This is a genomic window from Psychrobacter sp. CX18, assembly GCF_057396215.1.
On record NZ_JBXYJH010000005.1, the window covers coordinates 10811 to 27172 of the forward strand.

Here is a 16362-nt window from a genome sequence, read left to right on the forward strand (position 1 = left end):
GTCCTTAGTTTGAATTGTTTATCCTAAATGGTTGACCTTAATCTTAACCCTTTTCTAAACAATAACCTATCCTTTTAAGGCTCGGTCAGGCTTCATGAATCTACTATCTGTAGCGTTTTAATGTGTTGAACTTGGACTCGTCTTACTAAATAACCTGAATTCGGGATAATCAACTCATCAAATTTAAGGTAATAGGCACCCCTCTGTTGCAAAGCAATGCTTCTTACCTTATATACAAATGATCTTCATCCCTTTTTCACTTTGGAAAGGTTAGCTCCCTTCCTTTTCCAAAGGAAGGGTTGGGGATGGATTTTTTAACTCAAATAAAAACAATGGCTGACAAAAAATCTTATCCCGAATTCAGGTTAAATAGGTTAATTTCTAAATTGAGTATTAAAATTATACGTGACCTAAAATAAAAGGTAGCCCAACTTAAGTTAGACTACCTTGTTCAATCCACTTATTCAATTAAAACCAATACAATAGCATTCAAATAAGATATTCAAATTAAAAATGACAGCATACGTCTACCCTCGTGCACCCACCTTGTCCCAAAGTTTATTTAATCGTTTTTGTGAGACAGCTTGACGGGTCTTCATCGGCTGAGCGAACAGCTGAATACGGAACTCTTCGACCAACCAGCGATAGTCGCTAATAGTCTCGTCATCGGCACGGCCCGCAAGGCGCTCCATATGCACATCAAGCTCATATACTGCATCAAGGTCGCCTTCAAGGTTATGCTCAAGACGCTCAATACGAACCTCAAGTGCTTCAAGATAACGCGGATACTGTTGCCAATTTTCATAATCCATACGATAGACAAAATCGGAAAGATGTAAGTCATCAAGTTGATCTTCAATATCATCAATGGACTCAGCAAATATTTCACGATCAAGCATTAGCAGACTACGGCGAATCCGTTGCCAACGGGTATAGACGTCTTTTAATAACCTTAAAACTGTTTGACCTTCTAATAAGAACTGACTTAGTACAGCTTCGGCAGTCTTTTCAAATTCGCTCTCCTCTAAGGGCAATTGCTTAGCAAGCTTATAAGCGGTGTCATCAGCATTATCCGGAAGCGCTTCTTTATGATCTTTAAAAATTGGCGCATGAGCTTCTAATGAGGCATCAAGCGTGGCATCGACTAAGATGGTTTTCAGCTTCTCCATGTCACCTAAGGGGGCAAATGCAAGCTTAAAGGTTTTATCAATTTGGCTAGTTAGCTGTTTTAGCTTGGCGCCAAGCTGTAACTTTATTAGTGTCAAAACCCCTTTGCGATGGGCTTTAAGTGCTGCGCTGACGTCCGTAAACTGATGGATAGTCACCGCCTCGCCAGCCTCATCAGCAACTAGCGCTGAGAACTGCTTCATTACAATACCTGCACTATGGCGGTTTTGACTAAATTTATAATGTTCAGGAAATTCGGTATGGACCCCTTGCGAATCTTTATCGACGCTGATAGCTTGGCTGGTTTGAGACGCATGTCGCAACTGTAGGGCTTTTAGGTCGCGCCCTTTTTCAATGACGCGTTTTTTATCATCGACCACACAAATTTGCGGCTGCAGATAGCGATCAATCGATGAGGGGTTGAAATCATCTGGTTTTACACCGACCACACCACGGCGTTGCAGCGCTTGGCATAACTGGTTTAGAAGTCCTGCCTGATGGTTGCGCTCTAGCTCATCATACAGACTGTCAGCGGTATCTGGAATCGGTACAATCTTACGTCTAATGTCTTTAGGTAGCGACTTTAGAAGCTGTAATACTAATTCATATCGCCACCCTGGCACGCCCCATAATAGCTCAATGGCATCCAACTGCGGTAATGCCGCAAGGGGCACTCGAATAGTAACGCCATCATCTTCAGAGGCAGGGTCGAATACATATTTTAACGGCAGTTTTAGATCCCCAAGTTGCCATACTTCTGGGAACTCACCTGTGGTCGGAGCCGTCTCTTTAAGCACATCATCGTCAGTGAAGAATAAAAATCTGGGATCTTCTTTTTCGATTTCAGCACGCCAGTCCTCAAAGGCTTTACGACTAGCAATGTGTTCAGGAATTTTACGCTCATAAAATTGATACAGGTCTTCTTCATCGACCAATAAATCACGACGACGCAGCTTATCTTCAATATGTTCTACGTCAGCAATCTTCTCCATATTATGCTGTAAAAATGGCGCTTGACGACCCAAATTGCCCGTAACCAAACCATCACGGATAAAGATCTCACGAGACTCTTCTAGATTGATTTGTTCATAGTTGGTCAACTGTTTAGATACTATAATAAGACCAAATAGACTTATTTGTGCATACGCACGTACCCTGCCCGTTTTCTTTGACCAATGCGGTTCGAAATAATGATATTTGAGCAAATCACCGCCTGCCGAAATAATCCATTCGGGCTCAATCTTCGCCACCGTTCGCATAAATACTTGAGACGTTTCAACGATCTCAAAGGCCATCACCCAAGGCGGCACTTGCTTAAATACGGTACTGGCTGGGAATATCTTGGCTTTTTGTTGTTGCGCCGCTAGATACTCACCCCGCTGATCGGTTTTGTGAGCAATCACGGATAACAGTCCAGTAAGCAAGGCACGGTGAAGATTGGCGTATTTGACAGCCCGTTGTTCTTCGTCAATCTGGTTGTCGTTGTGATTGCCGTTACTGGTATGGTCCACTATCAAATCAGCGGCAACATTTTTAGCCACATTATTTTTAACAACTGTATTTTTAGAGCCTTTAATAGCCTGACGATTGTTGGGTGTATTTTTGCCAGTGTTATTCTTATTAGATGAACGGGATATATCGCTGCCAGAGTCAGTGAGCAGCTTAAGTTCTTTGACCATTTGTTCTAACTGACGATAGGTTCTTTCCCATTCACGTAGGCGCGGAAAACTTAAGTAATGCTTTTTAGCAAAAGATTTACGTTGGCTATTGGTCAGCTTGTTGCCTCCCCCTTCATACAAAGCCTTCCACAGACTTAGATAGAACAGGAAGTCTGAATCTTCTTGACGAAAAAGGGCATGCTTTTGATCAGCTTGGGCTCGCTTCTCAGCAGGACGCTCACGGGGATCTTGTACAGCCAACGCGGAGACAATAATTAACATCTCAAGCATACAGTCGAAGTCGCTACCAGCCACTAACATACGTGCCAGCCTAGGATCAATCGGCATACGTGCCATGTTTTGACCGATCCGAGTCAGCTTAATCTCGTTTAGGGTTTGTTTGGAGATAGGTTTATTGCTATCTTTGTTCTTAGCCGTGATGGCGCCTAATTCATCGAGTAAACGACGGCCATCTTTGATTAATCGACCGTCAGGTGGCTCGATAAAGTCAAAGTTCTCCACCGTACCTAAGCGAAGGCTCGCCATTTGTAAAATAACAGAAGCTAAATTGGTACGCAGGATTTCAGGTTCGGTATATTCTGGACGACTGGCAAAGTCTTCCTCAGAATACAAACGAATACAAACCCCGGGCGCCACACGACCACAGCGACCTTTGCGCTGATTTGCAGCCGCTTGTGAGATGGCTTCAATAGGCAGGCGCTGCACGCGAGAGCGATAGGAATATCGTGAAATACGGGCAAAGCCTAAATCAATCACATAGCGTATACCGGGTACGGTCAATGCCGTCTCAGCAACGTTGGTGGCTATCACAATACGTCTGCCCCGCCCTGACGGCTGAAAGATACGTTGTTGCTCAGAATAGGACTGTCTTGCAAACAAGGGCAATACTTCGGTATGGCGTGGTCCATGCGCTACTAAGACCTCTAATAACTCACGAATCTCGGCCTCAGTGGCCGCAAATATCAGGATATCTGCGTGCTCAGGATGGCCTTTTGCCACAGCATCATCAAAGCACTCTTCTACTGCTGCGACGACCGCTCGTGGTAGATTATCCTCAAAGTCATCATAGCTATCATCATCAGAGCTAGTAACGGGTTCGTCGGTTAACGGACGGTATCTTACTTCCACAGGATAGCCGCGACCTTCAACATCAATAACCGGTGCGGGCACCATGCGTTTTTTGACGTTGTCATACTGAGCGAAATATTCACTAAAGCGGCCGGTATCTAATGTGGCTGAGGTGATAATGACTTTTAAATCTGGGCGCTTAGGCAAAAGCTGTTTCAGATAGCCCATGATAAAGTCGATATTGAGGCTACGCTCATGAGCCTCATCGATAATAATAGTGTCATAGCGGGTTAAGAAACGATCATGGCCCAGCTCAGCGAGCAAGATACCATCCGTCATTAGCTTCACCACGGACTTTGCAGTACCCTGCTCGTTAAAGCGAATCTTAAAGCTGACAGTGTCGCCCAACGGTTCACCCAGCTCATCAGCGATACGGTTTGCCACACTACGTGCTGCCAATCGTCTTGGCTGTGTGTGCCCTATCTGACCAGTTATACCCCGTCCTGCCATCATCGCAAGCTTAGGGAGCTGAGTGGTTTTACCCGAACCGGTCTCCCCTGCTACGATAATTACTTGGTTGTCTATAATAGCTTGCACTATATCCTCAGCACGCTTACTGACAGGAAGCTCGTGATTCAGTCGTGCTGGCATGTTGTCAGGAATACTGTCCATACGCTCTTGCACTGCTTGCTGTGAGCGCTGTTTGGTTCTCTGAAACTTGGCTTTTTTCTCTGCCAATACTTTCTCAGGGGTGTTTTTATTAGGTCGCTTCAGCTCTCTTTCTAAACGACTTAGAAAGTGGCGGTCTTTAGCAAGTACAGGTAGCTTCTCCAGTACTAGGGGGTTTTCATTTAAACTTTGCCCCTCTGATGGCTCATCATTCGCTTTTGAAGTACTTGGTTTTGAAGTGTTCAATTTTGAAGTGTTCAATTTTGAATTCTTCAGTTTTGAATCTAAATTATTCGGCTTTGAATTATGCGTATCAGATGTCTCTAACCCTGAATGTTCTGAACGCCTATCTTGAGGTTTTTCATTCTCCATAGACTGAACATTATCAAGATCACGTTGGCTTGACGGGCTTTCGTTTGTGTGGCTTTCAACATAAGCGCTTTCACTGGGATGTGGGATATCATTTTCTGAGGTATTCGGCATGTTCAAGTTAGGTGTCTTCTTTGAGTTAGGCTGGCTAGTAGGCATTTGCTTAGGCTATTTATTATAATTGGATGATATTTAATGAAATAGTTGAATAAAATGAGTGTCATTAGCGATTTATGAGGGCTAAAGTGTTTAAAATCAAGGTTTGTACTTAGGTGTATCTAAATGTCATAAGATAACCCGAATTCAGTATAGTCAACTCATCAAATTTAAGTTTACAAGTACTTTTTCCTTACAATGCTTCCTACCTTTAAAATCCAGACTGCATCACTTTTAAACCCAAAAAGGTCAGCTACCTTCCTTTTTCAAAGGAAGGGTTGGGAAGGATTTTCCAACTTAAATAAAAATATTGGCTAGCATAAACTCTATTACCCGTAATGACATAGTTAAATCCAACTCAATAACTAATAAGTGAATTTTGTCTATCATGTGATTCTAATGCCAGCTCTTTAATTTCTTCATATGAATACTGTTTACCATGATTATCAAAAAAATATTCTTGGCTATTCTCGTCAGTAGCGACAAACATATCATAAATTTCAAACCTTTTAAGCTCTTCTATATTCTCGAATTTTAAAGGTATAACTATTTTACCCTTTATATTGATAAGTCCTTTCTTATCAGCAGATTTAACTATCATGACCCCATTATTTAACACATCATCGGTTGACCTATAGTACCCTGCAAACCCACTAACATAATCATACTTTCCTAAGTGCCTTACTATTTCACCAGTCGTATTAATAGCTAGCCATTTGTTATCCTTTTGCACAATAGCAAATCCTTGTACAAACTGATGAGCTATTTGATACTCAGGCTCTATCGCTATCTGCGCATTAGAATCGATATAGCCATACTTATCGCCCTGCTTAACTGCGATTAGTCCAGAATTTAACTTATAACCCAGCACGCTTTGGTCTATATCGTCAAATACCTCACTACTAGGCTCACCTGTAGCTAAATTATAAAACTGCCATTGATATTGATACTCTTTATCCGTTGACCGAGCACCAACAATCAGAGGGTAATTCATTCCTTTAACGTATTCGATTTCATCAAATTTGATAGGTAGAATCATCTCACCTGACAAGTATAATAGCCCTTTCTTATCACCTACTTCAGCAACAAAATACCGTTTGTTTTTAAAGGTATCAAAGTCTGGATGTTGTCTATTGTGAGCATTATCAAAGCTCATATATGCTAAGGGTTCATTATACATATCTAATGGGTTAATATCTGGATTGAGCGTATTATCTCTACCATTAGATTTAGTTCCTGATAAGGATAATTTATCGTAAATAAAAGGCACAACTTGTTGATACTGTTGGTCTATAAACGTAGCCAAGCCGTATTTACCATCTTTTTTGACAATTCTAAGGTGCGTGCCCTCAATCTCATACCAAAATTCTTCTAATTCGAAAGGATAAATAATGTCATTGTTTAAGGTAATTAACCCAAGTTTGGGGGCTTTTTCTATTCTGAGGTGATCGTCTGTAGCGTCATTAGTATTTTTAGACGCAGTATCAGTAGACTTTGTAGCACTAATCAAACCGTCTTTACGCAAGTTGATACTATGATATTCAAGGGGTATTAAAGCTTGATTGCTACGATTTATAATCCCTACTTTATTATCTTTTTCAACTTTGAAAAGCTCATCACCAATACTAACTTTTTGTCCTACTAGAAAATTCTCTATCTTTTCATATTTTAGGGGGATTATGATCTGATTTTTGCGGTTCACCACACCGTGTTTACCTTCTTTAATAACTTCTAATAAATCATTGGGCATGCTGCTTGGATCTACACGGTCATACTCTAAAACAAAGGGGTACACTACCTCGCCTTGTCTATTCAAAAAGCCCCATTTACCCTCTTTTTTCGCACCAATTAATGCCTCAGCACCTTGAATGAATTTGTTGTTATTAGAAATCTTAAAGCTATAGGAGACATTTAAATCATCAAAGATATAGATATCTTCGTAAATAGCAGGGGCAATTTGTTCCCCTTTTAGACTATATAAGCCCTGTAGAAGTTGAAATTCTTCCGTCTGAAGATCGCCTAACTCGATTTGGTCAAGTTTTACCGTTTCGCTGTCTATAGCACTATTGGTTGGCAGTAGATTAGCCGTTGTTACTTCTATACTATCTTTATAACTCCTCACCTGTGCCTCAATATAGTCGAATGGTACTAAAACGTCACCCTGTGCTGTCAGTATACCTGCCCAGCCGTCTTTAGAAGCCTCATATAGGATCTGCTCTTTGTTATCTATTGTGACTGATTCTGGCATAATCCTGTCGTACTGTAACGGAATAACGACCACGCCTTGAGTATTAACAAAGCCAAATTTGGGTTGCGGAACTTTTATATTATCAGCTGAGTTTGGATTACTTTGATTTTGATGATGAAACACACTCACTTTTTCAAATGATAGGCTGTCAAAGCCCATCACGGGTGCAATACCATCTACAAAACCACACGGGTAAGGATAAGGTGGAAATACTATATTTTCAGGTAGAGAATTACCCTTGTCTAACTGGCAGGGTAAAATCAAAAGAGGCTCTAGATTATCATAGTCATTAGCATGTGAAATATTGCCTATAGATAAGCTAAGTGCAATAATAGCTTTAATTGCATGAGTTAAACACTTTTGAGAAAGAAGGCTAGTCTTGTGCATGATAACTGTCATATGAGCTCTATTTTCAAAAGGCAAATTGTAAAGATTTTAAAGTGAATCTCGCTAAAGTATGCACTGAGTTAGTCTAAAATAATACATGACCTTTAAAGCTCAAGACTCTTTAACTTCTTAATGTTTAAATAACCGACAAAGTCTTTATCTTCACTGACTTGCCCACCGTGATTCTCCTCACTATCAATCGGTGAGATAACAATTCTGCCAGAAGTCCTGCCAGCAGTAAGCAGACCATTGACATCATATATCTCGTCAACATCGACCTGCATTTTGTCATCGATATGCGAGGCGCCATTGATAATTGAGTCTGGATCTTTCACACTAAACATTTTATAAAATTCGGTCTGGCGAGCATGCTTCATGGCAGCCGCTTGGGTGGGCGCAACGACAAGCAGTTTGTGATGAAACTCTTCAATACTGCCCTTTTGATAGCCACCTAAATATATAAAATATAGCTTTAGCGCTTGGCTTTTATCTGTTGATTGTTCATCCTCTGCTTTGGATAACTTCTCATCCTCAGCCTGCCATGAAATGTAATACCGCTTGCCATCTGTACCTTCAACATTCGTTACTGCACGGTATGAATCAATATGCCACTTATCTTTGACCTCTGGCCAATGGGTATTGATAGCAGGAATCAAGTCGCCAACCTTTTCTGCCACCCCAAAAAACATATCATGTTGCTCAATCAGACGACCTTTGGGACGGGCACCAAGTTGTACCATAAACAGAGTTGACATAGGACACCTTATATAGATTAATGAGTTATATTATCATTTGCTAACATTATCATTTGCTAACGTTAATTGTTTTCACGGGCTGAATCGGATGTTTATCTAAAAACGCCATGACCACCTGCACTGTCGCAACGCTATACTCTTCATGAGGTAAATGACCTAAATTATCAAACACCACTAGCTCATTGTTTGGCAGCCTCCATTTGTTGAGCTGTGATGCTGTCAAATCAGTTTTCAAGATACAGCCGGTCATCGTTAATGTTGAACACAGAAGTACAAACGTTACGCTCTTTGTCATACCTTTTATAATGAGTTCATTATTAGTGTCTGTTTACTATTATAGCGACAAAAAAAAGCGACTCATGAGGTCGCTTTCTTTCATTAGGATGAACGTATTGAGTTAAGCCAGCTTTACTTTACTTTGAACTCAAAACAGCTTTGACACGGCTGCTATTATTCAGTGAGTCTAGAGTTATGCAGTGCTCACTAACGCTTAAAACGCTTGTCTTGCTCTATTCGAGTCATTACTTCTGGTAATTTATCACCTGCAGCCTGTAGTAATGATTGTGTGGCCGTGCTGACCAAACCAGATACTGCTGTGTGCGCTGCATTTGCTAAGCCAAGCTTTTCTGCAAAAGTGGGCTTTTTGCGAGACTGTAACGCATAAGCTTGGTGATGTTTCATTTGTTCTAACAAATAAGCATCCGAAGTCTTTAACTCGTCCACTAAATTTAGATGTAACGCATCTTCACCATACCAATGGTCACCATTCGCTACGTTATCGACCTCTAGCGTAGGTCGATAGGTAGTCACAAAATGCTTAAACAGTTTGTGGGTTTGTTCAAGCTCTTCTTTATACTTGGCACGATCTTCATCATCATTTTCACCAAATACAGTGACTGTGCGTTTGTACTCGCCTGCGGTGAACATCTCATAATCAATGTCATGGTTTTTCAGCCATTTATTAAAGTTAGGCATTTGAGAGACCACACCGATAGAGCCAATCACCGCAAATGGTGCGGCTAATATTTTATCCGCCACACAGGCCATCATATAACCGCCACTGGCTGCAATTTTATCAACACAGACGGTCAACGTCAGACCCGCATCTTTTAGGCGAACCAATTGCGCAGCCGCAAGACCATAGCTGTGCACCATACCGCCACCTGACTCTAGACGAAGTACGACTTCATCGTTTTCATTGGCGGTACTGATAATCGCGCTAATTTCTTCACGTAAATGTTTTACGGCAGACGCTTTAATATCACCATCGAAATCTAATACGAAAATGCGTTTTTCTTTAGATTTATGTTTGCTTTTATCTTTTAAAGCTTGCTTAGCCTTTTTTGCCAACGCTTTTTGAAATTGTTTAACCCCATGCTTATCTTCTAATACTTCAATCAAACGCTTACGACGTTCATCTTGGCTTTTGTTTAGGTGGATAACTTTTAATTCAACAGGGTTTTTAGCAGAATGAAACAACATAACGATTCCTTATGGGTATGAACGGGTAGATCACGTATATATATCGTGTTAATTGGGACTTGATATTAAATTAGATCTAAATATAAACACTGGGTTGGCAACTTTGGGATTTAAATTTTATAAGTTTTGGTTTAGGGATTTTTATATTTCAATACCTCTTAATATGCGTTTGCATTTGTATTATTTCAAGGGTGTTCGGTTGTATCAATAGCTAAGATTAGGCATAATGTACGTTTGATAAAAATTCTTATTGAAACATACTCTTTAATTTTATAATAGGTAGTGAATAATTTATGATGCGTACCGAGTATTGTGGGGCAGTAACCGAGGCGTTACTTGATCAAACCATCACTGTAACAGGATGGGTACACCGTCGACGTGACCATGGTGGTGTTATCTTTTTAGACATGCGTGACCGTGAAGGTCTATTGCAAGTGGTCATTGACCCTGACACCCCTGAAGCATTTGCCACCGCTGATGCAGCACGTCCTGAATATGTATTAAAAATCACTGGCCGTGTGCGTAAGCGTTACGAAGGTACTGAAAATCCAAACATGACCAGTGGTCAGGTTGAACTTTTGGGCAAAGACATTGAAGTATTGGCCAAGTCTGAAACACCGCCATTCCCATTAAATGACGAAAATACCACTGTTAACGAAGATCTACGCTTAAAATATCGCTATCTTGATATGCGTCGTCCTGAAATGCAAGAACGAATGGTATTTAGAGCAAAAGCGACCTCAACCATTCGCCGCTATCTAGATGACCATGGTTTCTTAGATGTTGAGACCCCTATCCTAACACGGGCAACGCCAGAGGGTGCACGTGACTATCTTGTTCCGTCACGTACTCGCCCAGGTAACTTCTTTGCTTTACCGCAGTCACCCCAGTTATTCAAACAGCTACTCATGGTCGCAGGCTTTGATCGCTATTATCAAATTGCGAAATGTTTCCGTGATGAAGATTTACGTGCTGATCGTCAGCCAGAATTCACCCAGATTGATATCGAGACGTCTTTTTTAAATGAAGAAGACATCATGAATATTAATGAAGGGTTAATCCAAAACCTATTCAAAACCATGTTAGATGTTGATCTTGGTAAATTCCCTCGCATGACTTATGCAGAAGCAATGCGTGATTATGCGTCAGACAAGCCTGACTTGCGAATCCCTATGAAATTAGTCGATGTCGCAGATCTAATGCAAGATGTTGAGTTTAAAGTGTTCGCTGGCCCTGCTAACGATCCCAAAGGACGTGTGGCAGCTCTACGTGTGCCAAATGGTGGCTCACTAACTCGTAAGCAGATCGATGAATACACTAAATTCGTTGGTATTTACGGCGCACGTGGTTTGGCTTATATCAAAGTCAATGATGCCAGCAACATTAACAATGGCGTTGATAAAGAGTCAGGCCTACAGTCGCCTATTATCAAAAATATGACAGATGAGGTGCTTAAAGCCCTTGTTGAACGTACAGAGGCTCAAGATGGCGATATCATCTTCTTTGGTGCTGATAAGGCCAAAGTTGTCAATGATGCTATGGGTGCGTTACGTGTCAAGATTGGCCTAGATATGGACATGCAAACTTGTGAGTGGGCGCCACTATGGGTCGTTGACTTCCCTATGTTTGAAGAGACGGACGATGGCAAATGGACCTCTATGCACCACCCGTTCACCATGCCTAAAGGCTCAGTTGAAGAGCTTAAAAACAATCCTGAAACTGCTCTTTCGGTCGCCTATGATATGGTCTTAAACGGTACTGAAATTGGCGGTGGTAGTCTGCGTATTAATACAGTTGATATGCAACGTGCGGTATTTGATGCACTGGGTATCTCTGAAGAAGAAGCGAATGAGAAGTTCAGCTTCTTGCTAGATGCTCTTAAGTTTGGTGCGCCCCCTCATGGTGGTCTAGCATTTGGCTTAGATCGTCTGATTATGCTAATGGTGGGTGCTAGCTCTATCCGTGACGTGATAGCCTTCCCTAAAACCAAGACCGCAGATTGTCCATTAACTCAAGCCCCTGCTGAAGTGGATAGCCGTCAGTTACGTGAGCTTGGTATTCGTTTACGTGAAAAACCGCAGACTGAGACCAAAGAGTAAGCAACTTTTCATAAAGCTTTTAGAAGCTGTATTCACAACTTACAATTGACTGTTTTTGCCTAAAACCTGTCTAACTTTAGTTTGTGGATACAGCTTTTGAACTTTAACCCTCAACATGTATTTACTGTCTGGTTGTTTTTATCGTTTAATTTTTATAAGCAGTGTAAATACAAGTGGTATGGCAATAATTATCCCTATGATGTCACTCAATGGACCTTATTTAAAGACCTAGATTAAGGACATAAATAAAGGACATAAATTATCGCCACACCAGCAGGTAAATATACGATGAACCCCTTAAATCTGATTAAATATGTGCCATTGTCCGTCATGCGGAAGGTGGCACTTCAAACCACTCAAGCTGCACAGGCTATTCCCCATTTATCTATTAAACGCAGTATAGACATCAATTTGCGTCTCGCGTATCCAGAGCTTAACTCTGATGAGCGTGATACCCTCCAACAAGAAATCATTTGTCATCAAGCTCTAAGTGTAGTTGAAGCATTAAAAAGTTGGGCCATGCCTCCTGAATGGAGCCTCCATCAAATTGATACAGTCTATAATGAAAATATACTCAAAGACGCATTACAAAATCCAAATGGTATGCTTGCCATTGTGCCGCATATCGGCACTTGGGAGATTATGAATGCATGGCTCAATCAATTTGGTTCCCCAACAATTTTATATAAACCTGTTAAGGGAAAGCTTAGCAATGAATTTATTCTGCAAGGTCGTGAACGGCTTAATGCTACCCTCGTACCGACCAATGCAGCAGGTGTTAAAGCCCTTTTCAAAACCTTAAAATCTGGTGGGTTTAGTATTGTGCTACCTGATCACGTTCCACAGCCATCAGGAGGCGTTATTGTCCCTTTTTTTGGCATTGAAACCTTAAGTAGCACGTTAGCACCCAAACTTGCCAGTAAAACAAAATGTTCATTGGTTGGACTTAGCTGTGTACGTAATCAAAACAATCGATTTGATATTTATTGCACCAAACTTGATGACCCCGACTTATACTCGAAAGATATGGTAGTGGCAACCACCGCTTTAAATAAAGCGATGGAGGTTATGATTAGAGCCTTCCCTACTCATTATATGTGGGGCTATAGACGCTTTAAGCATGTGCCTATTATTAAAAATCCTTACAAAGCCACAGATACAGAGTTACAACTCTTTATTGACACTTACGTATTACCTAATCACGCTGATTTGCTAGATAATTAGTCTAGATAATTAGTCTAGATAACTAGTCTTGATAATGAGTCATAACAACTAGCTAAACAATTAGACAAGACAATCAGCTAAGCAACAAGCCAAGAGAATAAGCCAAATAACTCGTCAATTTAACTTGCCAAACGAGTATAAAAATCAACCAGACAATCCAAACCCCATACTGTCAGATGATCAAATCAGCATTAACCGCCGCTGTATAATCTGTTAAAATCGAATAATCTTATTATTTAAACCCTAATATTTATATGATGCGAGTCACCAATGTCCATCAACTCTGCTAATACAAACGATTTAGATCAAGAAGGCTTTGATCAGGCTGGTATTCTCAATACTAAAAACCCTAAAACAGAAGATAAGCGCTACGTTATTTGTATGAAATGGGGCACCAAATATGGTCCTGAATACGTTAATCGCTTATATAACATGGTCAAACGTCATTTAACCCTCGATTTTGAAATGGTATGCTTAACGGATGATGAAACGGGTATAGACAGCGCTATAAAATGTTACCCCATTCCCGAGCTGGATCTACCAGATGGATTACCTGAGCGTGGTTGGAAAAAGCTGACTACCTTTAACCCTGAATTATATGACTTAAAAGGTACTGCGTTATTTCTAGATATCGATATTGTTATTGTTGATAATATTAATGCTTTTTTTGACTATAAAGCTAAGTTTGAGGATAGTGTGGTCATTATCCGAGACTGGAAAAAGCCTTGGCGTATGGTCGGTAATAGCTCAGTATATCGATTTAAAATTGGTCAAAACACGTATCCTAATCTTCTCAGCAACTTTGAACAAAACTTCTCTAAAATCAGCGCTGAAGTTCGCCATGAGCAAGCTTATTTGTCTAACTATCTACGTGAACATCATCATTTAGAGTATTGGGATAAGACGTGGTGTGTTAGCTTTAAATACCAATGTCTACCACCTACTCCCTTAAACTTCATTAAAGCGCCAAGGTTACCTGAGGGTGCTAAAATAATTATCTTTCATGGTGAGATTAATCCACCTGATGCCATTAAAGGGGGTGGCGGTAAATGGTATCGTCATGTAAAGCCGAGTCCTTGGCTAAAACAGTATTGGCGGTAGTTTTGTCTATGGCCTATTTTAATCACAAACTTTGGACATACACCTCAAAAATACTATTCATGTAGTTACTGTTGGATGACATTATGACGCAACACACAGTAAAAGAGTTAGACATTGTTATACTCTGGGTGGATGGTGACGATCCTAAACTCAAGTTTAAAAGAGCTCAATATCAAAAAAATGCCAAAGCTGCGTCTGATGCCATTAGCTCAACGAGGTTTGCCAGTAATGACGAAATTTACTATAACATTGGCTCAATTCTTAAATATGTTCCTTTCTGTCGTCATATCTATATTGTTACTGACGATCAGAGACCTGAATTTATTGATGAGTTTTCAGCTTTGAATCAATGCGATTCACATAAAATCCGTATTATTGATCACAAGGTATTGTTTAAGAATTTCGAACACTCTCTACCAACGTTTAATACCCGCTCAATAGAAACCATGTTATGGAATATTCCTGGGCTATCTGATTATTTTATTTATTTAAATGATGACTTTTATTTCAACCAGGCTGCTACTGTTAGTGACTTTCTAGAAGATGATAATATGGTAATTTATGGCCATTGGCGAAACAGTTTGCCTATTCATGCCAAACTAAAATACCGAAAGTCCTTGCAGAAGCTAGTAGGAAAACCCATTCAACCTAAACATACGATTGCTCAAATGATGGGTGCTAAAATCGCCGGTTTCAATAAGTTTTTTGAAATCCATCATTATCCGCATATTGTCGATAAAAATATACTGAAGGACTTTCTATTAACTCGCCCTGAGCTACTAGAAAATCAAATCAAATACAAATTTAGAGACGTTAATCAGTTCAACCCAATCTCTTTAATGAATCATTTGAAAATTATGCAGGGTGAAGTTGTTTTAAAACCAGATATCGAAATTAACTATCTCAAAGATGAGCGCAGTATCAATCGTTTTATAGAAGGGTTAGATAATCCAACAATTAAATATGGTTGCATTCAAAGCATTGATTTACTAAATGAGAAAGACTTAAACCTTATTAATGATGCCATGCATAACAAATTTATAGAAAATCTACCCGACTCACTTTTATCCATTTAAATGGTATTAAAGACAGTGTACTTTCTGACGCAACATAGTTGATTATTAATAAAAACTTTGCTTACTCCTTTAAAAACTTTTCTTCATAAACTCATATAACAAAGATTCTTATTATGAAAGTCTTAACCTATTTAATTAATTTAGATGGCAGTTATGATCGGTTAGAGAAATCAACTGAACAACTTAATAAAATTAACTGGTCTTTTGAAAGAGTTTCCGCTTACGATGGACGTGGTAAATCTCTGTCAAGTTTTGAAGACTATAATGATGAAATATCAAGAGAAAATCTAGGTCGAAGTCTTTTGAACTCAGAGATTGGATGCTATTTAAGTCATTATCAATGTGCGGAGAAATTTCTTGAGACCGATGCTGATATGCTAATCGTCCTAGAAGATGATATGAAGATGACAGATAGTTTTAAGTGTGTTATCGAAGACACATTAAGGTATCTCCATGATCATCAAGACTTAGATTGGTATCTGGTTAATATAGCGGCTAAAAAGAAGAAATTAGCTAAGGATATTACTGATATACAAGACCATAGTCTTTGGCACGCTTACTACTTCCCTATTCGTGGATTAGGACTGATTTGGTCTCGAAAAGGTGCCGAAGAGTTTGTCAAACAGGGTAAACCAATTACGATGCCAGTCGATATCTTCTTTCAAAGATGGCTGAGTCAAAACGGTAAAGGATTGGGAGTTTGGCCTGCGGTAATTAGCCCAATGGGTATTGATAGCGATATTTTAGGAACGCAGGCTTCACAAAAGATATCCCGTAAAGAAAAAGAGGGCCGCGACGCCACTTATAATTTAAAAAAGCAAAAAAGAATGCTGCAATATAAAGCGGCGGCCATTAAAAACTTAGTCACTAGCAAATAATGCA

At 40.1% G+C, this 16362-nt stretch carries 10 protein-coding genes; 5 read left to right on the forward strand and 5 right to left on the reverse strand.

Features of this window, described 5'->3' with window-relative positions; all coding sequences use genetic code 11:
* Positions 1-527 precede the first annotated feature (527 nt).
* The 5 genes from hrpA to sohB form a co-directional block, all read right to left on the reverse strand.
* Positions 528-5066: an ATP-dependent RNA helicase HrpA gene (gene hrpA, locus AC2SLT_RS05325; RefSeq protein ID WP_486546606.1), complete on the reverse strand. Its 4539-nt coding sequence runs from the start codon at positions 5064-5066 to the stop codon at positions 528-530.
* A gap of 400 nt (positions 5067-5466) precedes the next feature.
* Positions 5467-7743, reverse strand: a complete 2277-nt coding sequence (locus tag AC2SLT_RS05330) for a WG repeat-containing protein (RefSeq protein WP_486546607.1) — start codon at positions 7741-7743, stop codon at positions 5467-5469.
* 104 nt (positions 7744-7847) lie between these two features.
* Positions 7848-8498 (reverse strand): DUF1543 domain-containing protein, encoded by a 651-nt coding sequence (locus tag AC2SLT_RS05335; protein ID WP_486546608.1) that lies wholly within the window; start codon positions 8496-8498, stop codon positions 7848-7850.
* Between the two features lie 49 nt (positions 8499-8547).
* Positions 8548-8793, reverse strand: coding sequence for an alpha/beta fold hydrolase (locus tag AC2SLT_RS05340; RefSeq protein ID WP_486546609.1), 246 nt, complete (start codon positions 8791-8793; stop codon positions 8548-8550).
* Between the two features lie 188 nt (positions 8794-8981).
* The gene (gene sohB, locus AC2SLT_RS05345) at positions 8982-9980 is read right to left on the reverse strand and encodes a protease SohB (RefSeq protein WP_486546610.1); all 999 of its coding nucleotides are present in this window, start codon (positions 9978-9980) and stop codon (positions 8982-8984) included.
* Positions 9981-10273: 293 nt separating this feature from the next.
* Between sohB and aspS the strand changes: the two genes are divergently transcribed.
* From aspS to AC2SLT_RS05370, 5 genes are all read left to right on the forward strand, one after another.
* On the forward strand, positions 10274-12079 hold the full coding sequence (aspS, locus tag AC2SLT_RS05350; RefSeq protein WP_486546611.1) for an aspartate--tRNA ligase: 1806 nt from the start codon (positions 10274-10276) through the stop codon (positions 12077-12079).
* 288 nt (positions 12080-12367) lie between these two features.
* On the forward strand, positions 12368-13303 hold the full coding sequence (locus tag AC2SLT_RS05355; RefSeq protein ID WP_486546612.1) for a lysophospholipid acyltransferase family protein: 936 nt from the start codon (positions 12368-12370) through the stop codon (positions 13301-13303).
* A gap of 381 nt (positions 13304-13684) precedes the next feature.
* Positions 13685-14404 (forward strand): glycosyltransferase, encoded by a 720-nt coding sequence (locus AC2SLT_RS05360; protein ID WP_486546815.1) that lies wholly within the window; start codon positions 13685-13687, stop codon positions 14402-14404.
* An 83-nt stretch (positions 14405-14487) separates the two neighbouring features.
* Entirely contained in the window at positions 14488-15480 is a 993-nt protein-coding gene (locus tag AC2SLT_RS05365; RefSeq protein ID WP_486546613.1) for a capsular polysaccharide biosynthesis protein, read from the forward strand.
* Positions 15481-15593: 113 nt separating this feature from the next.
* Positions 15594-16358 carry a glycosyltransferase family 25 protein gene (locus AC2SLT_RS05370; protein ID WP_486546614.1) on the forward strand — a complete coding sequence of 255 codons (765 nt, stop codon included), beginning with the start codon at positions 15594-15596 and terminating at the stop codon, positions 16356-16358.
* The last annotated feature ends 4 nt before the right edge of the window (positions 16359-16362 follow it).

Bases quoted from the DNA above. Each gene is read 5' to 3' on its own strand.
- hrpA (WP_486546606.1), bottom strand. From the start codon at position 5,066: ATGCCGAATACCTCAGAAAATGATATCCCACATCCCAGTGAAAGCGCT.
- AC2SLT_RS05330 (WP_486546607.1), bottom strand. From the start codon at position 7,743: ATGCACAAGACTAGCCTTCTTTCTCAAAAGTGTTTAACTCATGCAATT.
- AC2SLT_RS05335 (WP_486546608.1), bottom strand. From the start codon at position 8,498: ATGTCAACTCTGTTTATGGTACAACTTGGTGCCCGTCCCAAAGGTCGT.
- AC2SLT_RS05340 (WP_486546609.1), bottom strand. From the start codon at position 8,793: ATGACAAAGAGCGTAACGTTTGTACTTCTGTGTTCAACATTAACGATG.
- sohB (WP_486546610.1), bottom strand. From the start codon at position 9,980: ATGTTGTTTCATTCTGCTAAAAACCCTGTTGAATTAAAAGTTATCCAC.
- aspS (WP_486546611.1), top strand. From the start codon at position 10,274: ATGATGCGTACCGAGTATTGTGGGGCAGTAACCGAGGCGTTACTTGAT.
- AC2SLT_RS05355 (WP_486546612.1), top strand. From the start codon at position 12,368: ATGAACCCCTTAAATCTGATTAAATATGTGCCATTGTCCGTCATGCGG.
- AC2SLT_RS05360 (WP_486546815.1), top strand. From the start codon at position 13,685: ATGAAATGGGGCACCAAATATGGTCCTGAATACGTTAATCGCTTATAT.
- AC2SLT_RS05365 (WP_486546613.1), top strand. From the start codon at position 14,488: ATGACGCAACACACAGTAAAAGAGTTAGACATTGTTATACTCTGGGTG.
- AC2SLT_RS05370 (WP_486546614.1), top strand. From the start codon at position 15,594: ATGAAAGTCTTAACCTATTTAATTAATTTAGATGGCAGTTATGATCGG.